The following is a 16,183-nucleotide window of genomic DNA, read 5'->3' on the forward strand; positions in this document are numbered from 1 at the left end:
GACCCCCCTCACCGCCTCGGTCGCGGCCGACGGCAGCGGGTCAGGCCCTCAGATCTGCGGCGGGCGCGCCTCGTAAGGCGTGGAGAGGACGACGGTGGTGCGGGTGGAGACACCGGCGAGCGAGCGGATCCGGGTCAGCAGGTGCTCCAGCTCCAGCGGGGTCGCCACCCGCACCTTGAGGATGTAGTTCTCGTCGCCCGCGACGCTGTGGCAGGCCTCCAGCTCCGGGACACCGGCAAGGCGCTCCGCGATGTCGTCCGGCGCACTCGGGTCGAAGGGCTTCACCGAGATGAACGCGGTCAGCGGCAGGCCGACGGCCTCGGGGTCGACGACCGCGGCATAGCCCCGGATCACCCCACGCTGCTCCAGCCTGCGGACGCGCTGATGAACGGCCGAGGTGGACAGGCCGGTGGCCTTGCCCAGGTCGGTGTAGCTCATCCGCCCGTCCTTGACGAGCAACTCCACGATGTGACGGTCCAGCTCCTCCATATGGATCAATCTATGGCCCCGGGCCCTCCAGGCACAGCCGTGGAGGGCACGTGAAGGGCACCTGCGGCGAGCATGTGACGAATGCCACAGGTTTACGCGCCGGTAGCCGGCCCGCTCGCGGTTACGCCGGATGCCCGCCGGGAAGTGCTTGCTGTGGTCGAGGCCGCGGCGCCTCAGGCCCAGCCCAAGGGGGGAATTACCCATGCAGAGCCTGAAGCTCACCGGACGTACCGAACCGGAGCCCGTTGATCCTTTCGAGGACGGCACTCCCGACGCGTACGACACGTTCGAGATGTACCGGGTCGTCTGCCCGGACTGCGCGCAGCCCATCGCGCTCCTGGCGGACGAGGACGTGCTGCCGGAGCACGCGCTGTGCCCCACTCCGTGGAACCCGTTCGTCCTGACGGTGTGCGCCGGTACCGGCCGTACCGCGTCGAAGGCCCTGCCCGCCGACGAGTCGGCCGACGCCCAGGAGCAGGAGACGGCCCTGCTGCTGACGCTCCCTCAGGGGCTCGACTGGAGGATGCAGCCGTTCTCGCACGCCGGGGGTGCCGGTTCGCGCCCCCTCCGGGTGCCGCACCAGATGCGTCGCGACGCCGCCTGAGCCTTCGTCGTGGGCCGGCCGCCGACGGTCGGCCCATGACGCTTCGGCGGGCACGGGGGCGCCGCGAGGACCTGGCGAACAGGCGCTCGAATCGGTCGGACAGTGACCCGCTCCGGCTCCACAGCGTTGGCCCGGTATGACCCTGCTGCCCTCCACGGCCGGCCCCGGTCGCCGCCGTCTCACCGCTCCGCCCTCCGAAGAATCGGTTCCGCGGTCCCGCACCTCACCCCCGCCGTCCGAGGCGCCCCGTCCGGCATCTCACCCGGCACCGCGCTCGACGCCCCACTCGACCGATCCGCCCCTCTACCGGTCGCTGCTCCGGCACTGGGAGAGCACCGGCAGGACCCTGCCGGGCCGCCATGACCAGGAGTGGAACCGGATCATGACGACGCCCGTGTGGTCGGACCGGCCGTTGCGGGTCAGCGCGTCTCAGGACCCGCGAGGTGGCGGGCGATGACCATCCGCTGGATCTGATTGGTGCCTTCGACGATCTGCAGCACCTTCGCCTCGCGCATCAGCCGCTCGACGGGGAAGTCCAGCGTGTAGCCGTATCCGCCGAGCACCTGGACGGCGTCGATGGTGGCCCGCATCGCGGCGTCGGTGCAGAAGAGCTTGGCCATCGCCGCCTGCCGCGAGAAGGGACTTCCCGCGTCGCGCAGCCGGGCGGCCTCCAGGTAGAGCGCGCGGCCCGCCTCGATCTGGGTGGCCATGTCGGCGAGCATGAACCGCAGCCCCTGGAAGTCCGCGATGGGGCGGCCGAACTGGCGGCGCCCGGTGGCGTAGGCGACGGCCTCGTTCAGCGCCGCCTGGGCCACGCCGATGGCGCAGGCGGCGATGCCCAGCCGGCCGGAGTCGAGCGCGGACAGGGCGATCGCGAATCCCTGTCCCTCCTCGCCGATCCGGCGCGCGTCGGGAACCCGCACTCCGTCGAAGTGCAGCTGGGCGGTGGGCGAGCCCTTCATCCCCATCTTCTTCTCGGGCACGGCGGCACTCAGGCCGGCGGCGTCGCCGGGAACGAGGAACGCGGTGATGCCGCGGGGGCCCTCGACGCCGGTACGGGCCAGGACGGTGTAGAAGTCGGCGATGCCACCGTGGGTGATCCACGCCTTGGTGCCGGTGATGACCCAGTCCTCACCGTCCCGAACGGCCTTGGTGCGCAGCGAGGCGGCGTCGGACCCCGAGGCGGGCTCCGAGAGGCAGTAGGCGCCCAGCAGGCCGCCCCCCAGCATCGCCGGCAGGTGTTCGGTCCGCTGGTCCTTCGTGCCGTAGCCGGCGACCGCGTGGCAGGCGAGGGAGTGGACGCTGACGCCGAGTCCGACGGTGAGCCGGGCCGCGGCGAGCTCTTCGAGGACCTGGAGGTAGACCTCGTACGGCTGGTCCCCGCCGCCGTGGGCGGAGTCGTAGGGCAGGCCGAGCAGGCCGGACTCGGAGAGCAGGGTGAAGACTTCGCGCGGGAATCGGCCGGCGTCCTCCTCCTCGGCGGCCCGCGGCGCGATCTCGCGCTGGGCGATGTCGCGGACGAGCGCGACGAGCTCCCTGGACTCCTCGGTGGGCAGACGGCGTTCCACCGATTGCGGGGCACGGTCGGACATGACGGCGCTCTCCTCCCTGTCGGGCGTTGCGGCGGTCGCGCGCGCGGGGTGTGAGCGGCGCCGCCGGGGGATCTCCGGACGATGCCCGGAAAACACTGCTGCCCAGCCGATGTTGCCCTCCCGGATTACGAGAGGTGCAGGCCGGCGGCTGTGGCGGCTTGAGTATGCCCGATCGGACGGTATCCGTCACCGGTTGACAGAACGCGGCCGGAAGGAGCCGGTGACGGCCGGAACGATCACGGAATTGGTCCGAACCATTGACCCAACTGGTCTAGTCCATCTACGGTTCCCAGCGAAACCGACTTTCCGCGTCCATGCCAAGTCCGCGTGTCCGCCGAGAGCCGGCTGTCCACTGGCACGTCCCCTCCCCCACGAGGAGCAACCATGACCGGACTTCAACGCCCGGGAGCACGCCTCCGGGCGCTCGCCGCCGCGGCTTGTACCGCCGCCCTGGGCGCCGCCCTGCTGGGCGTCGCGGGCACCGGATCCGCCGGAGCGGCCCCCGCCGCCCAGCGGGCCGCCGCACCGGCAGCAGCACCGGCCGCCCCCACAGCGGCCGGCAGCAAGGTGGTCGGATACTTCACCAACTGGGGTGTCTACCAGCGTGATTACCACGTCAAGAACATCGAGACCTCAGGCTCGGCCGACAAGCTCACGCACATCAACTACGCCTTCGGCAACGTCCAGAACGGCAAGTGCACGGTCGGCGACTCCTACGCCGACTACGAGAAGGCCTACACCGCCGGCCAGTCGGTCGACGGGGTCGCGGACACCTGGGACCAGGAGCTGCGCGGCAACTTCAACCAGCTGCGGAAGCTGAAGAAGCTGCACCCCGGGCTGAAGATCATCTGGTCGTTCGGCGGCTGGACCTGGTCCGGCGGCTTCGGTCAGGCGGCGCAGGACCCGGCCGCCTTCGCCGAGTCCTGCTACGGCCTGGTCGAGGACCCGCGCTGGGCCGATGTCTTCGACGGCATCGACATCGACTGGGAGTACCCCAACGCCTGCGGTCTGACCTGCGACACCAGCGGCCGTGACGCCTACGGCAACCTGCTGTCGGCGCTGCGTTCCAAGTTCGGCACGGACAATTTGGTCACCTCGGCGATCAGCGCGGACGGCTCCGAGGGCGGCAAGCTGGACGCCGTCGACTACGGCGGCGCGTCGAAGTACGTCGACTGGTACAACCCGATGACGTACGACTTCTTCGGCGCCTGGGACGCGAAGGGCCCGACGGCCCCGCACTCCCCGCTCACCTCCTACACGGGCATCCCCAAGGAGGGCTTCAACAGCGCGGCCGCCATCGACAAGCTGAAGGCGCAGGGCGTACCGGCCTCGAAGCTGCTGCTCGGCATCGGCTTCTACGGCCGCGGCTGGACCGGCGTCACGCAGGACGCACCCGGCGGCACCGCCACCGGCGCGGCCCCGGGCACGTACGAGGCGGGCATCGAGGACTACAAGGTCCTCAAGAACAGCTGCCCCACGACCGGCACCATCGCCGGCACCGCGTACGCGCACTGCGGCACCGACTGGTGGAGCTACGACACCCCCGCCACCATCGGCACCAAGATGGCGTACAAGAACCAGCAGGGCCTGGGCGGCACCTTCTTCTGGGAGCTCAGCGGTGACACCACCGACGGCGAGCTGATCAAGGCGATCGACTGACGCCGTCAGCGCGGCAGGCATGAGGGGCGGGGAGCCGGGCGGGCTCCCCGCCCCTCACATGAGGCCGAGTTGTGTGACGAACATGGCGATGACGACGACGAGCGTCCAGCCCAGGAGGTTCTCCAGCAGCTTGGAGCCGTCCTCGGGCCCGCCGGTCCGCGCGCGGCGGCGGGCAGGGGTGGTGGTTGCGGCAGCAGTCGCGGTCATGGCATCTCGTTCGGTCGGCCGGCAGTCGGTGTCCCCCGAGGACCCGACCACAGTGCCAGCCGGACGGGCCCGCGTGGTAGAGATCTGCGTCACGGCCCCCGGGGCGGTCCGACGGCGTCAGCGGTCGCCCGCCCCGCCACCACCCGGCACCGGGGCCGACGGAACGCACCGGCGGAGAGGGCCACCTGTGCCCGACACCACACCGCCGCGCCAGGGCCTCGCCCGTCCCGGTACGGATGCCCACCGGCCCCGTCAGGTCGGGACGCGCACCCCGTGTGCCCCTCCGCCCCAGGCCTCCCGGCGGGTGTCACCCCGTGGAACGCCCGTGCTCCGCGCCGTTGCCGCCCGGTACCCGCTGCCGCAGGACCACGACCTCGCGCGGCGGCAGAACGAGCCCGCCGTCGGCAGCCGGGCCGACCAGCACCTCACCGGCCATCGCCGGCAGGTCCACCGGCGTCCCGCCCCGGTTGACCAGGAACAGGTAGCGGTTGTGCGCGTCGCGGCGCACCGTGAGCTCCACGGCCCCCCGGGCCGCCTCCGGCAGCTCACTCGTGACCTCCGCCGGCGCGAGCAGAGCGGGCAGCAGCCCTGCGAGACCCTCGGCGCCGAGGCGCGTGGAGACGTAGGAGGCCGAGCCGCCGCCCGTGCGGCGGCGCGTGACCGCCGGCCGCCCGGCGTACGCACCCGTGCGGTAGCGCGCGAGGACCGCGACGTCCGGCCCGGTGACGTCGATCCGGTCGGTCCACAGACTTCCCGTGGCGGTGCCGTCGGGCAGTTCGAGGGCGAGGTCGACGGTTTCGCCGTCCAGCAGCGGCCCGAACTCCTCGATCCGGATGCCGAGGAGCTCACGCAGGGCGCCGGGGTGGCCGCCGAGCCAGATGTGGTCGTTCTCGTCGACGACGCCCGAGAAGTACGTGGTGATGAGGTGGCCGCCGTTCTCGGCGTACCGGGTGAGGTTCTTGGCGGCCGTCTGCGACACCATGTGCAGCACCGGAGCGATCACGACGTCGTATGCGCAGAGGTCGGTGCGGTGGGCGGGCACGATGTCGGCGCGGATGCCCAACCGCAGCAGAGCCGAATACCAGTCGAGGGCCTCGCGGTGGTAGTCGAGGCGTGAGGTGGGGTGGGAGTCGTGCTCCGCGGCCCACCACGAGTCCCAGTCGAAGAGGACGGCCACCCGGGCGGGTTCACGCGCGGAACCCGCGACCGGAGCGAGGGCGTCCAGCGTTCCGCCGAGGTCCACCACCGCACGGAAGAGCTCGCTGTCGGCACCGGCGTGCGGAACCATCGCGGAGTGGTACTTCTCGGCGCCGGCCGCGGACTGGCGCCACTGGAAGAAGCACACGGCGTCGGCGCCGTGCGCCACGTGCAGAAGCGAGTCGCGGGCCAGCTCACCCGGGCCCTTGGCCACGTTGACGGGCTGCCAGTTCACGGCGCTGGTGGAGTGCTCCATCAGGAACCAGGGGCGGTGCCCCGCGATGCCGCTCGTCAGATTGGCGGAGAACGACAGCTCGTCGCGGTCCCGGGGCCCGGGGATCACGTAGTGATCGTTGGCCACGAAGTCGACGGCGTCGGCCCAGTCCGCGTAGTCCATGCCCTTGATACCGCTCATCACCATGAAGTTCGTGGTGACGGGCACACCCGGGGTCAGCTCGCGGAGGAGCTCGCGTTCGGCCAGCAGGTGGTCCTTGAGCGCGTCGGAGGAGAAGCGCTTGAAGTCCAGCTGCTGCGTCGGGTTGGGATGCGAAGCGGCGAGCCGCGGCGGCAGGATCTGGTCCCAGTCGCTGTAGCGCTGCGACCAGAAGGCGGTGCCCCAGGCGTGGTTGAGGGCGTCCAGCATCGTGTACCGGCGGCGCAGCCAGGCGCGGAAGGCGTCCGCGGCGTCGTCGGAGAAGTCGTAGACGTTGTGACAGCCCAGCTCGTTGCTGACGTGCCAGGCGACGAGCGCGGGGTGGTCCGCGTAGCGCGTCGCCAGCTTCCGGACGAGACGCAGGGCGTGCTCCCGGAAGACGGGGGACGTGGGCCGCCAGTGCTGGCGGGCGCCCGGCCACACGGTCTCGCCGGTCGCGGTCACCGGCAGGATCTCCGGGTGCGCGGTGGTCAGCCACGGCGGCGGTGAGGCCGTGGCCGTGGCCAGGTCGACACCGATGCCTCCGGCGTGCAGCAGGTCCATGACCTCGTCCAGCCAGCCGAAGTCCCAGGTGTCGGAGGTGGGCTGGATCCGGGCCCAGGAGAAGATCGCCAGGGAGACGATGGTGACCCCCGCCTCGCGCATCAGCCGGACGTCCTCCTCCCACACCTCCCGCGGCCACTGCTCGGGGTTGTAGTCGGCGCCGTAGCCGAGCCGACGGCTGCCGTCGGGCCCTTTCGCGTACGGGAAGCGAGAGGTGAGGGGGGAGGTCATGCCGGTCCTTCCAGTGCTGCGTGGTCGTGTCGCGGGGTGGGCTACTTGTCGACGGTGAAGCCCTGCTCCTTGCCGTACTTGGCGGACGCGTCCTGCCACGCCGCGAGCCCGTCGCCGAGCTTCGTGCCCGAGACGTAGGCCTTGCCCACGGTGTCGTTGAAGATCGAGTTGGCGTACACCTGGTACGGCAGGTAGTTCCAGCCGGCGGGCACGGCCTTCGCCGCGTCGGCGAAGACCTTGTTGGCCTTCTGTCCAGCGAAGTACGGGAACGCGGTGTCCTGGAAGGCCTGGTCGTTCAGGTCCTTCGTGGTGGCCGGGAAGGCGCCGTTCCTGATCCGTGTCTGCACACCCGCACCGGAGTTGGCGTACTCGACGAAGGCGTAGGCGAGCTCCTTGTTCTTGCCCGCTTCGGGCAGCGCGAGGGAGCTGCCTCCGTTCTCGGCGGCGGCGTCGGCCCCCTTCGTCCACTGCGGCAGCGGGGCCGCGCGCCAGTCACCGGCCGCGCCCTTCACGCCGGACGCGAAGTTCGCGGGCATCCACGCGCCGGTCGGCAGCGTGGCGATGGTGCCGTCACCGAGGCCCTTGTACCAGTCGTCGCTCCAGCCGGCGACGGGCGCGAGGAGCTTCTCGTCGATGAGCTTCTGCCAGGTCTCGGTGTACTTCTTGGCCCCCGCGTCGCCGAAGTCGATGCCGACCTCGGTCCCGTCGACCTTGTAGGGGTGCGAACCCGCCTGCCACAGGAGGCTGGTGGTCAGCCCGGCGTCGCCGACGTCACTGGTGATGTAGGCCTTCGGGTCGGCCTTGTGCAGCTTGCGGGCGGCGTCGACGTACTCGTCCCAGGTCGTCGGCACGGCGATGCCGTACTTGTCGAAGACCTTCTTGTTGTAGAAGAGCGCCATGGGGCCGGAGTCCATGGGCAGGCCGTATATGCCGTCCCCGGCCTGCACCGAGTTCCACGGACCCGGCGAGTACGAGCCGGCCAGCTTGTCGGCGCCGAAGGGCTTCAGGTCGGTGACGGACTTCGTCAGGGCGTACTGGCTGAGTGCGTAGTACTCGATCTGCGCGACGTCCGGGACGCCCTTCTTCGCCGAGATGGCGTTCTGCAGCGCCTTGTACTGGTCGTTGTTGGTGCCCGCGTTGACCAGCTTGATGTCGACCTTCGGGTACTTCTTCTCGAAGTCGGCGGCGACCTGCTTCAGCGTGGGCTCCCAGGCCCACACCGTGACGGTGCCGCCGTTCTTCAGCGCGGTCTGCAGGTCGGTGGCGCCCACCTGCTCGTGGCCACCGCTGTCGTCGTCGGAACCGCAAGCGGTCGCCGCGAGGGCCAGAGCGCAGACGAGACCGAGGGCGCGCAGCGGACGGCGGGAGTGCTTGGACATGGCGGTACTTCCACTTCCTCGTGGTTCGACAGGACTTACGGACGCGGAACTCCGCGGACGGGCGGACTTACGGATGCGTGGCCTTCGGGTCCCGCGGATGCGGGAAGCGGCTCGGGGAGGCCGCCCCGGGCTGCGCTACTCCTTGACGCTTCCGGCGGACAGGCCTGACTGCCAGAACCGCTGGAGGAGCAGGAAGGCGGCGATGAGCGGCACGACGGTGAGCAGCGAGCCGGTGACGACCAGGTTGAAGACGGCCTCACCACCGGCCGTGGCCGCCTGCTTGTTCCAGGCGTCGAGGCCGAGGGTCAGCGGATACCAGTCGGGGTCCTTGAGCATGATCAGCGGCAGGAAGTAGTTGTTCCAGGTCGCGACCGTGGTGAAGAGCAGGACGGTGACCGTGCCGGGTGCGAGCAGGGGCAGGGCGACCTGGAAGAACGTACGCAGCTCGCTCGCGCCGTCGATGCGGGCCGCCTCCATCAGCTCTGCGGGGATCGCGTCGGTGGCGTACACCCACATCAGGTACAGACCGAACGGCGAGATCAGGGAGGGGATGATGACAGCCCACGGGGTGTCGGTCAGCCCGATCTTGCTGAACATCAGGAAGGTCGGCACGGCCAGTGCGGTGGTGGGTACCGCCACGGCCCCGATGACGACCGCGAACACGGCGCGCTTGCCGGGGAACCGGAACTTGGCGAGCGCGTACCCGCCGAGGACGGCCAGGAGGGTCGCCCCGCCCGCGCCCACCACCACGTACAGCAGGGTGTTGAGGAGCCAGCGGCCGAAGACGCCGTCCTGGTACGTGAAGGTCTGGCTGACGTTGTCCCAGAGGTCGAAGTCCCGGTCGAACCAGAGGCCGAACGAACGGGCGAGTCCGGCTTGTGACTTGGTGGCGCTGATGACGAGCCACAGCAGCGGCAGCAGGCTGTACAGGAGGACGACGCCGGTGAGCGCGGTCAGCAGGACGCTGCGGCGCGGCCGGCCCGGTGCGTGCGCACGGCGCGGGGTACGCAGGCGCGGGGCGGCGGACCTCGGTGGCTTCACCGGACGCGGGGCGGTGGTGGTGCTCATCGGGTCACGCTCCCTTGCGCATGCCGCGCAGCTGGACGACATAGGCCACGACCATCGTGATGACCCCCATGACGATGGCGACCGTCGCGGAGTAGTTGTGCTGCTGGCCGGAGAAGGACAGCGAGTACGTGTAGTAGTTCGGGGTGTAGTCGGTGGTGATCGCGTTCGGCGCGAGCTTCTGGAGGATGGCGGGCTCGTTGAAGAGCTGGAAACTGCCGATGACCGAGAAGATCGTGGCGATGACCAGGGCGCCCCGGATCGCCGGGAGCTTGATCGCCGAGATGACCCGCCACTGGCCCGCGCCGTCGATCTCCGCGGCCTCGTACAGGGCGTGCGGGACGACGCGCAGCGCGGAGTAGAAGATCAGCATGTTGTAGCCGACGAACTCCCAGGTCACGATGTTGCCGATGGACGCCAGGACCAGGCCGGATGACAGCGGGTCGGGCAGGTGCGCGCCCAGGGCGTCGTTGATGTCACCGACGAGACCGAAGCGGGGCCCGTACATGAAGCCCCACATGAGGGTCGCCACGACGGCGGGCACGGCGTACGGCAGGAAGACGGCGATCCGGAAGAAGTCCTTGCCGAACAGCCGGCCGCTGTCGATCGCGAGCGCGACGAGCAGGGCGATGCCCAGCATGATCGGGACCTGGACCAGCAGGAACAGTCCGACGCGCAGGACGCCGTCCCAGAACTGCCCGTCCTGGAGCGCCTGCTGGTAGTTGTCCAGGCCCACGAAGGAGGTGCCGCCGATGAGCTGGGTCCGGAACAGGCTCAGGTAGACCGAGTACGCGAGGGGCGCCAGGAAGACCAGCGCGAAGACGAGGACGAAGGGGCCGATGAACCCCCACCCCGTCCACGAACGGCGCGCCCTGCGCACCGGTGGTCCGGCCGGGTCGGCCACCGCGGCCGCCGGCGGTTGCAGCGTCGTCATCTCGCGCCCCTCGCTCGTGCTTCACCCCACCGGAACCGACAACCGAGAACGAGATCCACGCACATGTTCCGGGCCGGTCCACCGGCTGGGCCATTCCGCCGCCCAGGCGTTATGTTTGCGTAAACATTCGGTGGCGGCATGTCTACACTGCCTCCAGATGAGCGGTCAAGAGTCGCTCTGAAAGGGCGGCACTTGATGAGGGAACCGGTGGACGGAGCAGGCGAACACACCCCAGGACCGCCTCCGGAGCGGGCCGGACCGGCTCCCGGGAAGCGGGCCTCGCGCGCCCCCAGGTCCGTGTCGATGGCGGACGTCGCGCACCTCGCCGGGGTCTCGTCGCAGACGGTCTCGCGCGTGAGCAACGGTTTTCCCGGCGTCAACGAGGAGACCCGTCAGCAGGTTCTCGCGGCGATGAAGGACCTCGGCTACCGTCCCAACAGCGCCGCGCGCGCCCTCAAACGCGGCGAGTTCCGCACCATCGGCGTCATCACGTTCACCCTCTCCACGACCGGCAACGTCCGGACGCTGGAGGCCATCGCCACGTCGGCCGCTCACGAGGGATACGCCGTCACGCTGCTGCCGGTCGCCGTCCCCACGCAGGACGAGGTACGCGGGGCCTTCTCACGGCTCGGCGAGCTGGCGGTGGACGCGGTCATCGTCATCATGGAGGTCCACCTCCTCGACGAGGCCCGCCTTTCGCTCCCGCCCCATGTGAAGGTCGTGGTGGCGGACTCCGACGCCGGCGACCGCTACGCGGTGGTGGACACGGACCAGGCCGGCGGCACCCGCGAGGCGGTGCGTCACCTTCTCGGCCTCGGCCACGAAACGGTCTGGCACCTGGCGGGGCCCGAGGAGTCGTACGCGGCGCTACGCCGGACGGACGCCTGGCGTACGGCACTTCAGAAAGCGGGCCGGGCCACGCCGGAGATCGTCCGGGGCGACTGGTCGGCCGAGTCCGGCTACCGGGCGGGCCTTCACCTGGCCGGACAGGCCGACTGCACCGCGGTGTTCGTGGCCAACGACCAGATGGCACTCGGCCTGCTGCGCGCCCTGAACGAGCGTGGCCGCAAGGTGCCCCAAGAGGTGTCCGTCGTCGGCTTCGACGACATCGCCGAAGCCGGTTCCTTCCAGCCGCCGCTCACCACCGTCCACCAGGACTTCGGCGAGGTCGGCCGGCGCTGCGTGGAGGGCGTCCTGCACCAGATGCGCCGTAGCGGGCCGGACCACGGCACCACCCTGGTCCCCACACGCCTCGTCGTGCGGGCGAGCACGGCTCCGCCACCGCGGCGCCTGTGAGCCGGCGCGCTCCGGCCGCCTCGCGCAGGACGGCCGGAACGGCGGCCGCCGCTGACGACGCGCCCGCGGACTTCTACCCGGTCACAGAAGACCGAGCGACCGCAGAGCACGGCGCCGGTCCCCGGTGGGGTGAGCGGGCCAGTAGACGTAGCAGACCCCGCCCGTACCACTCCTGACCTGGCCGTTCGCGTCGTAGCGCTTCGTCCGCAGCCAGATGTTCTCCCACTCCTGCCGCAGGTAGACACGCCGCACCGCCTCGTCGCTCGGCGATGCCGGGTCGTTGGCGATCACGTCGCCGTCCTCGGTGAAGCCGATCACCGTCATCAGGTGGCCCGACGTCCCGTAGCCCGCACCGGTCAGCTCCGTCTTGAGGAACGACTGCGACGTTATGACCGGGATGCCGGCCCTGACCAGGGTCTCCAGGTCCTTCAGCGAGCCGAGCCGGGTCACCGCGGCGCTCATGTCCTCGTACGTCGCCGCGTACGCGGCGTTGAACGGCCAGTTCCCGCAGCCCTCGTACTGGTTGTCGTACGTGAAGCGGGCCGCGTGGCAGACCTGCGGGTCCTCCAGTCCCGGCTTGACCCAGGAGAGGTCCTCGGTGCTGGGCCCGCGACCCCAGTACTCGATGATCATCTGCGAGGAGGTGGGGCTGCACCACGCCTCGCCGCCGTTGTCGTACTCGGGGTACTGCCCCACGTGCACGTTCTGCGAGTAGCGCGGCACCGGCAGTTCACGGACGAGGCCGGGGGCGGAGGCGGGCACGGTGAAGCGGTCGGGGATGTCCGAGGCCATCGCGCCCAGCCGCCACACGGTGGGCGTCAGCCGGGTGCCAGGCGCCCGGTACAGCGTCAGCCGCAGCCGGTAGGACACCAGGCGCAGGCCGCTCGCCGCGTCGTCCACCGAGAAGGTGTCGGTCCAGATGGAGCTCTTGCCGTCGGTCTGGTCGTCGACCGAGGTACGGCGGATGTCACCGTCGCCCGCGGCCCAGCGGCCCATGACGTACCAGGGAGTCCCGGTGCCGTCCGAGTAGTCGCCCCGCAGTTCGATCTGGATCCAGGTGCCGGCGGGCGTGTCCGCGTTCCAGGACGCAATGACCTCGGTGGCCGGGACGGTGGAGCGGTGGACCGGTGAGGTCCAGGTGGCGTAGTCCCACGCAGCGGTGGTGCCGGTGTGCGGGTCGGTGTAGTCGGTACGCCCCTGGGGGTGGCCGATCACCAGACCCGCCCGGCGGCCGGCGACGGCGCGGGTTCCGGCGCCGGAACCGCAGCGCCAGTCGGTGTACGTGGTCCAGGCGTGGTTGTCCACGAGCGATGCTGCCGCCGAAGGTGCGTCGGGCCGGGTACGGGATGGAGCCGCGGCGGCGGAAGCGGCGGACGACACCGTTCCGGCGCCGGCCGCTGCCGCGATCGCGGCGGTGAGCACGGTTCTGCGTGAGGTCGGACTGGGCATGGGCGAGACCCCCGGTCGTAAGCGGAATGGGGCTGCAGGTGCACGACAGTGCGCCAACTATTGCGGGTCGCCCCCCGGTTCGGCCAGCGATTCGGCTCGCGTCGACGGACCAATATGGGTCTGGACCACTGGCGTGACCTGCGGCTGCACCCGGCCGGCCACCGGCTCGTAGGCTGGGGCCATGAACGACCTCTCCCGCCTTGCCGCACGGCTGCGCACCCTGCCACCGTCCTGCGGGCCGGTCCGGCTGATCGCCGTCGACGGCCACGCGGGGTCCGGCAAGAGCACCTTCGCAGCCCGGCTGTCGGCGGCGCTCGATGACGCCCCCGTGCTGCACCTGGACGATCTGGCCACGCACGAGGAACTGTTCGCATGGACCGGCAGGCTGCGGGAGCAGGTGACCGGCCCGCTGTCGCGAGGGGAGAGCGCCCACTACGCGCCGTACGACTGGACGGCGCGCGCCTTCGGGCCGCCGCGCACCCTGCCCCCGGCCCCGCTGGTACTGATCGAGGGCGTCGGCGCGGGACGGCGGGCCCTGCGCCCCGCTCTCGCGCATCTGCTGTGGATGGACCTGCCCGCCACGGAGTCCTGGGCGCGGGGACGGCGGCGGGACGGGCCCGCGCTGAGCGCGTTCTGGGACGGCTGGACGGCCGCCGAGTCGGCTCATTTCTCGGCCGATCCCTCGCGCCCCTGGGCCGACGCACTGGTACGGCAGTTGCCTGTGGGGTACGAGTGGCTGGAGGGAACCCCCGCGACAGCAGGAATGAACCATTCCGTCACCCAAAGTGATCACCCGACCCCGCCATACTGAGCAGTCGGAAATCGGACCGGAAGTACCTCAACTGCGCTTGACCCGGGGGCGGTACAGGTCTTACGTTCTCAATGTGCGGCTTTTCGGAGCCCCCGCAGACGCGAAGCCCCCGGTTGTTCCCCCGTGATCGGGGGCTTCGTTCTGTGCTCGACGCCGCTTTCCGGCCTCGCCGCACCCGCTTCCGCTCACCGTGGGTCACGGTCGGTCTTCGACCTGCGGCGCCCTTAGTCGGACACTCCCTGCGCAGGTACGATGCCTCTCGGTGCGGTCAATTCCCGTCCACGGCACAGTGATTCGGCGCGCCTCGGCGGGCCGTCGTGCGGCGGGACATCCTGGGGGCACGGTTTGTGGGGGACCTGATGGACATCGGCACGCAGGGCGCACAGGCCCCGGCCGACCTCGCGTGGCTGCGCGGCGTGGACGCCTACACGATGGGCGCCTATCCGCAGGCCGAGGAGGAGTTCAGAGCCGCGGTACGCCTCGATCCCGGTATGGCGGACGCCTGGCTCGGCCTCCACGCGCTGCGGGTCGACACGACGACGGCTCTGCTGCACATGTACCGCCATCGCGACCGGTTCGGCGATCAGCGCGGGCGCTACCGGCGCACGCTCAACTCCTGGTACTGGCTGGGATGGTGGGTACAGCCGGTGCTGGAGAGCCCGCGCGACCTGCTGCTCGCGCACGCCTCGCACTGGCTCGACGGCCGGCATGTGCCCGAGCTCGACCGGGCGCTGGCCGGCCTGCCACCGGTGGACGCCGATGCGCACGTCCGCTTCCTGCACGCCTGCCGCTCCTACCTCGTCAAGGACTGGGAGCAACTCGTACGCCATACGGAACAACTGACCGACGATCCGCTGCTGGGCATCGAGGCGGGGCTCTTCGGCGGCATGGCGCGGGTACGGCTGGAGATGTACGGGCAGGCCGAGCCGCTGCTGGCCACCGCGCTGATGCGCTGCCGCAGCGAGCAGCCGCAGCGCAAGGAGCTGCGCTACTGGCTGGCCCGCGCGCACGAGGGCACAGGACGCAGCGCCGCCGCCCTGCCCCTGTACCGGGCGGTCCACCGGATCGACCCGGCGTTCATGGACACGTCGGCGCGGCTGGCCGCGATCACGGACTACGACGGGCTGGACGGCTCCGAGGAGCTGTCCGGCCTGGCCGCCGTCTCGCTGACCGGCCCGGCCGCCGACGGTACGTTCACGGAGGCGCAGCCGGACAGCGACTCGCTGCTGGGCACCGATCTGGTGGACGGCAGGGAGCTGCGGCCGGGCGTCGAGGCGCAGGACCTGCCGGGCGTCGGGGCGTCGCCGCCGCCGGGCGGGGCCCGGCGAAAGACCGCTGTCCCGGGTCAGTCCGCGCCGCAGCCGTTCCCGGCCGGCCCCAGCGATCCGGCACTGCTGGCCGAGGCGCTGGCGGAGCTGGAGCGGATGGTCGGCCTGGAACCGGTGAAGCGGCAGGTCAAGGCATTGTCGGCGCAGCTGAACATGGCACGGCTGCGGGCGGGCCAGGGGCTGCCCGTACAGCCGCCGAAGCGGCACTTCGTCTTCTCGGGCCCGTCCGGGACCGGCAAGACCACGGTGGCCCGGATCCTGGGCCGGGTGTTCTACGCCCTGGGCCTGCTCGGCGGGGACCATCTGGTCGAAGCCCAGCGTGCGGACCTGGTCGGCGAGTTCCTGGGCCAGACGGCGGTGAAGGCCAATGAGCTGATCGACTCGGCGCTGGGCGGGGTGCTCTTCGTCGACGAGGCGTACAGCCTCGCCAACACCGGGTACAGCAAGGGCGACGCGTACGGAGACGAGGCCCTGCAGGTCCTCCTCAAGCGCGCGGAGGACAACCGGGACCATCTGGTCGTCATCCTGGCCGGCTACCCGGAGGGTATGGACCGGCTGCTGTCCACCAACCCGGGGCTCTCCTCGCGCTTCACCACCCGGGTGGACTTCCCCAGCTACCGGCCGCTGGAACTCACTTCCATCGGCGAGGTGCTGGCCGCGGAGAACGGGGACGCGTGGGACGAGGAGTCGCTGGAGGAACTGCGCTCCATCAGCGGTCATGTCGTCGACCAGGGCTGGCTCGACGAGCTGGGCAACGGCCGCTTCCTGCGCACCCTGTACGAGAAGAGCTGCGCCTACCGCGATCTGCGGCTCTCGGGGTACGCGACGGTACCGACGCGGGACGATCTGGCGACGTTGCGGCTGCCGGATCTGATGCAGGCGTACGGCGAGGTGCTGTCCGGGCGGGGCCCGGTGGGCCGGGGCCGGCAGGAACCGCCCGAGGTGTGAGACGGGTCCTGCCGGCCG

13 protein-coding genes are annotated in these 16,183 nt (G+C 70.8%); 5 read left to right on the plus strand and 8 right to left on the minus strand.

Annotated features, from left to right (window positions below; translation table 11 throughout):
- Window positions 1–48: 48 nt before the first annotated feature.
- On the minus strand, window positions 49–489 hold the full coding sequence (locus ACFYPA_RS35675) for an Lrp/AsnC family transcriptional regulator (RefSeq protein WP_136327380.1): 441 nt from the start codon (window positions 487–489) through the stop codon (window positions 49–51).
- A 202-nt stretch (window positions 490–691) separates the two neighbouring features.
- On the opposite strand from ACFYPA_RS35675, the gene ACFYPA_RS35680 reads away from it, so the two are divergent.
- The gene (locus ACFYPA_RS35680) at window positions 692–1,093 is read left to right on the plus strand and encodes a hypothetical protein (protein ID WP_359355026.1); all 402 of its coding nucleotides are present in this window, start codon (window positions 692–694) and stop codon (window positions 1,091–1,093) included.
- A gap of 419 nt (window positions 1,094–1,512) precedes the next feature.
- Here ACFYPA_RS35680 and ACFYPA_RS35685 read toward each other — a convergent pair whose 3' ends face one another.
- A complete protein-coding gene (locus ACFYPA_RS35685) occupies window positions 1,513–2,685 on the minus strand; it encodes an acyl-CoA dehydrogenase family protein (RefSeq protein ID WP_359086757.1) in 1,173 nt (390 codons plus the stop codon).
- 384 nt (window positions 2,686–3,069) lie between these two features.
- Between ACFYPA_RS35685 and ACFYPA_RS35690 the strand changes: the two genes are divergently transcribed.
- The gene (locus ACFYPA_RS35690) at window positions 3,070–4,344 is read left to right on the plus strand and encodes a glycoside hydrolase family 18 protein (protein ID WP_389136760.1); all 1,275 of its coding nucleotides are present in this window, start codon (window positions 3,070–3,072) and stop codon (window positions 4,342–4,344) included.
- Window positions 4,345–4,398: 54 nt separating this feature from the next.
- Here the strand turns inward: ACFYPA_RS35690 and ACFYPA_RS35695 are convergent, their stop codons facing one another.
- From ACFYPA_RS35695 to ACFYPA_RS35715, 5 genes are all read right to left on the minus strand, one after another.
- Window positions 4,399–4,551 carry an SCO1431 family membrane protein gene (locus ACFYPA_RS35695; RefSeq protein WP_359086761.1) on the minus strand — a complete coding sequence of 51 codons (153 nt, stop codon included), beginning with the start codon at window positions 4,549–4,551 and terminating at the stop codon, window positions 4,399–4,401.
- Between the two features lie 307 nt (window positions 4,552–4,858).
- Entirely contained in the window at window positions 4,859–6,955 is a 2,097-nt protein-coding gene (locus ACFYPA_RS35700) for a beta-galactosidase (RefSeq protein WP_389136763.1), read from the minus strand.
- A 41-nt stretch (window positions 6,956–6,996) separates the two neighbouring features.
- Complete coding sequence (locus ACFYPA_RS35705) at window positions 6,997–8,334, minus strand: sugar ABC transporter substrate-binding protein (RefSeq protein ID WP_359086765.1); 1,338 nt, start codon at window positions 8,332–8,334, stop codon at window positions 6,997–6,999.
- Window positions 8,335–8,469: 135 nt separating this feature from the next.
- Window positions 8,470–9,402: a carbohydrate ABC transporter permease gene (locus ACFYPA_RS35710; RefSeq protein ID WP_359086766.1), complete on the minus strand. Its 933-nt coding sequence runs from the start codon at window positions 9,400–9,402 to the stop codon at window positions 8,470–8,472.
- A 4-nt stretch (window positions 9,403–9,406) separates the two neighbouring features.
- On the minus strand, window positions 9,407–10,333 hold the full coding sequence (locus ACFYPA_RS35715) for a sugar ABC transporter permease (protein WP_359319529.1): 927 nt from the start codon (window positions 10,331–10,333) through the stop codon (window positions 9,407–9,409).
- Window positions 10,334–10,636: 303 nt separating this feature from the next.
- Here ACFYPA_RS35715 and ACFYPA_RS35720 point away from each other — a divergent pair, with 303 nt between their 5' ends.
- Window positions 10,637–11,629, plus strand: a complete 993-nt coding sequence (locus tag ACFYPA_RS35720) for a LacI family DNA-binding transcriptional regulator (protein ID WP_389136767.1) — start codon at window positions 10,637–10,639, stop codon at window positions 11,627–11,629.
- Window positions 11,630–11,710: 81 nt separating this feature from the next.
- Here ACFYPA_RS35720 and ACFYPA_RS35725 read toward each other — a convergent pair whose 3' ends face one another.
- Window positions 11,711–13,078, minus strand: coding sequence for a peptidase C39 family protein (locus tag ACFYPA_RS35725; RefSeq protein WP_359086772.1), 1,368 nt, complete (start codon window positions 13,076–13,078; stop codon window positions 11,711–11,713).
- Window positions 13,079–13,259: 181 nt separating this feature from the next.
- Between ACFYPA_RS35725 and ACFYPA_RS35730 the strand changes: the two genes are divergently transcribed.
- Together ACFYPA_RS35730 and ACFYPA_RS35735 are read left to right on the plus strand one after the other, a co-directional pair.
- Window positions 13,260–13,889, plus strand: coding sequence for a hypothetical protein (locus ACFYPA_RS35730; RefSeq protein ID WP_359319527.1), 630 nt, complete (start codon window positions 13,260–13,262; stop codon window positions 13,887–13,889).
- 359 nt (window positions 13,890–14,248) lie between these two features.
- Window positions 14,249–16,165: an AAA family ATPase gene (locus ACFYPA_RS35735; protein ID WP_359086775.1), complete on the plus strand. Its 1,917-nt coding sequence runs from the start codon at window positions 14,249–14,251 to the stop codon at window positions 16,163–16,165.
- Window positions 16,166–16,183 lie beyond the last annotated feature (18 nt).

It is taken from the genome of Streptomyces sp. NPDC005775, assembly GCF_042871565.1.
Classification (GTDB): domain Bacteria; phylum Actinomycetota; class Actinomycetes; order Streptomycetales; family Streptomycetaceae; genus Streptomyces.

Bases quoted from the DNA above. Each gene is read 5' to 3' on its own strand.
- ACFYPA_RS35710 (WP_359086766.1), bottom strand. From the start codon at position 9,402: ATGAGCACCACCACCGCCCCGCGTCCGGTGAAGCCACCGAGGTCCGCC.
- ACFYPA_RS35715 (WP_359319529.1), bottom strand. From the start codon at position 10,333: ATGACGACGCTGCAACCGCCGGCGGCCGCGGTGGCCGACCCGGCCGGA.
- ACFYPA_RS35695 (WP_359086761.1), bottom strand. From the start codon at position 4,551: ATGACCGCGACTGCTGCCGCAACCACCACCCCTGCCCGCCGCCGCGCG.
- ACFYPA_RS35720 (WP_389136767.1), top strand. From the start codon at position 10,637: ATGGCGGACGTCGCGCACCTCGCCGGGGTCTCGTCGCAGACGGTCTCG.
- ACFYPA_RS35680 (WP_359355026.1), top strand. From the start codon at position 692: ATGCAGAGCCTGAAGCTCACCGGACGTACCGAACCGGAGCCCGTTGAT.
- ACFYPA_RS35725 (WP_359086772.1), bottom strand. From the start codon at position 13,078: ATGCCCAGTCCGACCTCACGCAGAACCGTGCTCACCGCCGCGATCGCG.
- ACFYPA_RS35685 (WP_359086757.1), bottom strand. From the start codon at position 2,685: ATGTCCGACCGTGCCCCGCAATCGGTGGAACGCCGTCTGCCCACCGAG.
- ACFYPA_RS35690 (WP_389136760.1), top strand. From the start codon at position 3,070: ATGACCGGACTTCAACGCCCGGGAGCACGCCTCCGGGCGCTCGCCGCC.
- ACFYPA_RS35700 (WP_389136763.1), bottom strand. From the start codon at position 6,955: ATGACCTCCCCCCTCACCTCTCGCTTCCCGTACGCGAAAGGGCCCGAC.
- ACFYPA_RS35705 (WP_359086765.1), bottom strand. From the start codon at position 8,334: ATGTCCAAGCACTCCCGCCGTCCGCTGCGCGCCCTCGGTCTCGTCTGC.
- ACFYPA_RS35675 (WP_136327380.1), bottom strand. From the start codon at position 489: ATGGAGGAGCTGGACCGTCACATCGTGGAGTTGCTCGTCAAGGACGGG.
- ACFYPA_RS35730 (WP_359319527.1), top strand. From the start codon at position 13,260: ATGAACGACCTCTCCCGCCTTGCCGCACGGCTGCGCACCCTGCCACCG.
- ACFYPA_RS35735 (WP_359086775.1), top strand. From the start codon at position 14,249: ATGGACATCGGCACGCAGGGCGCACAGGCCCCGGCCGACCTCGCGTGG.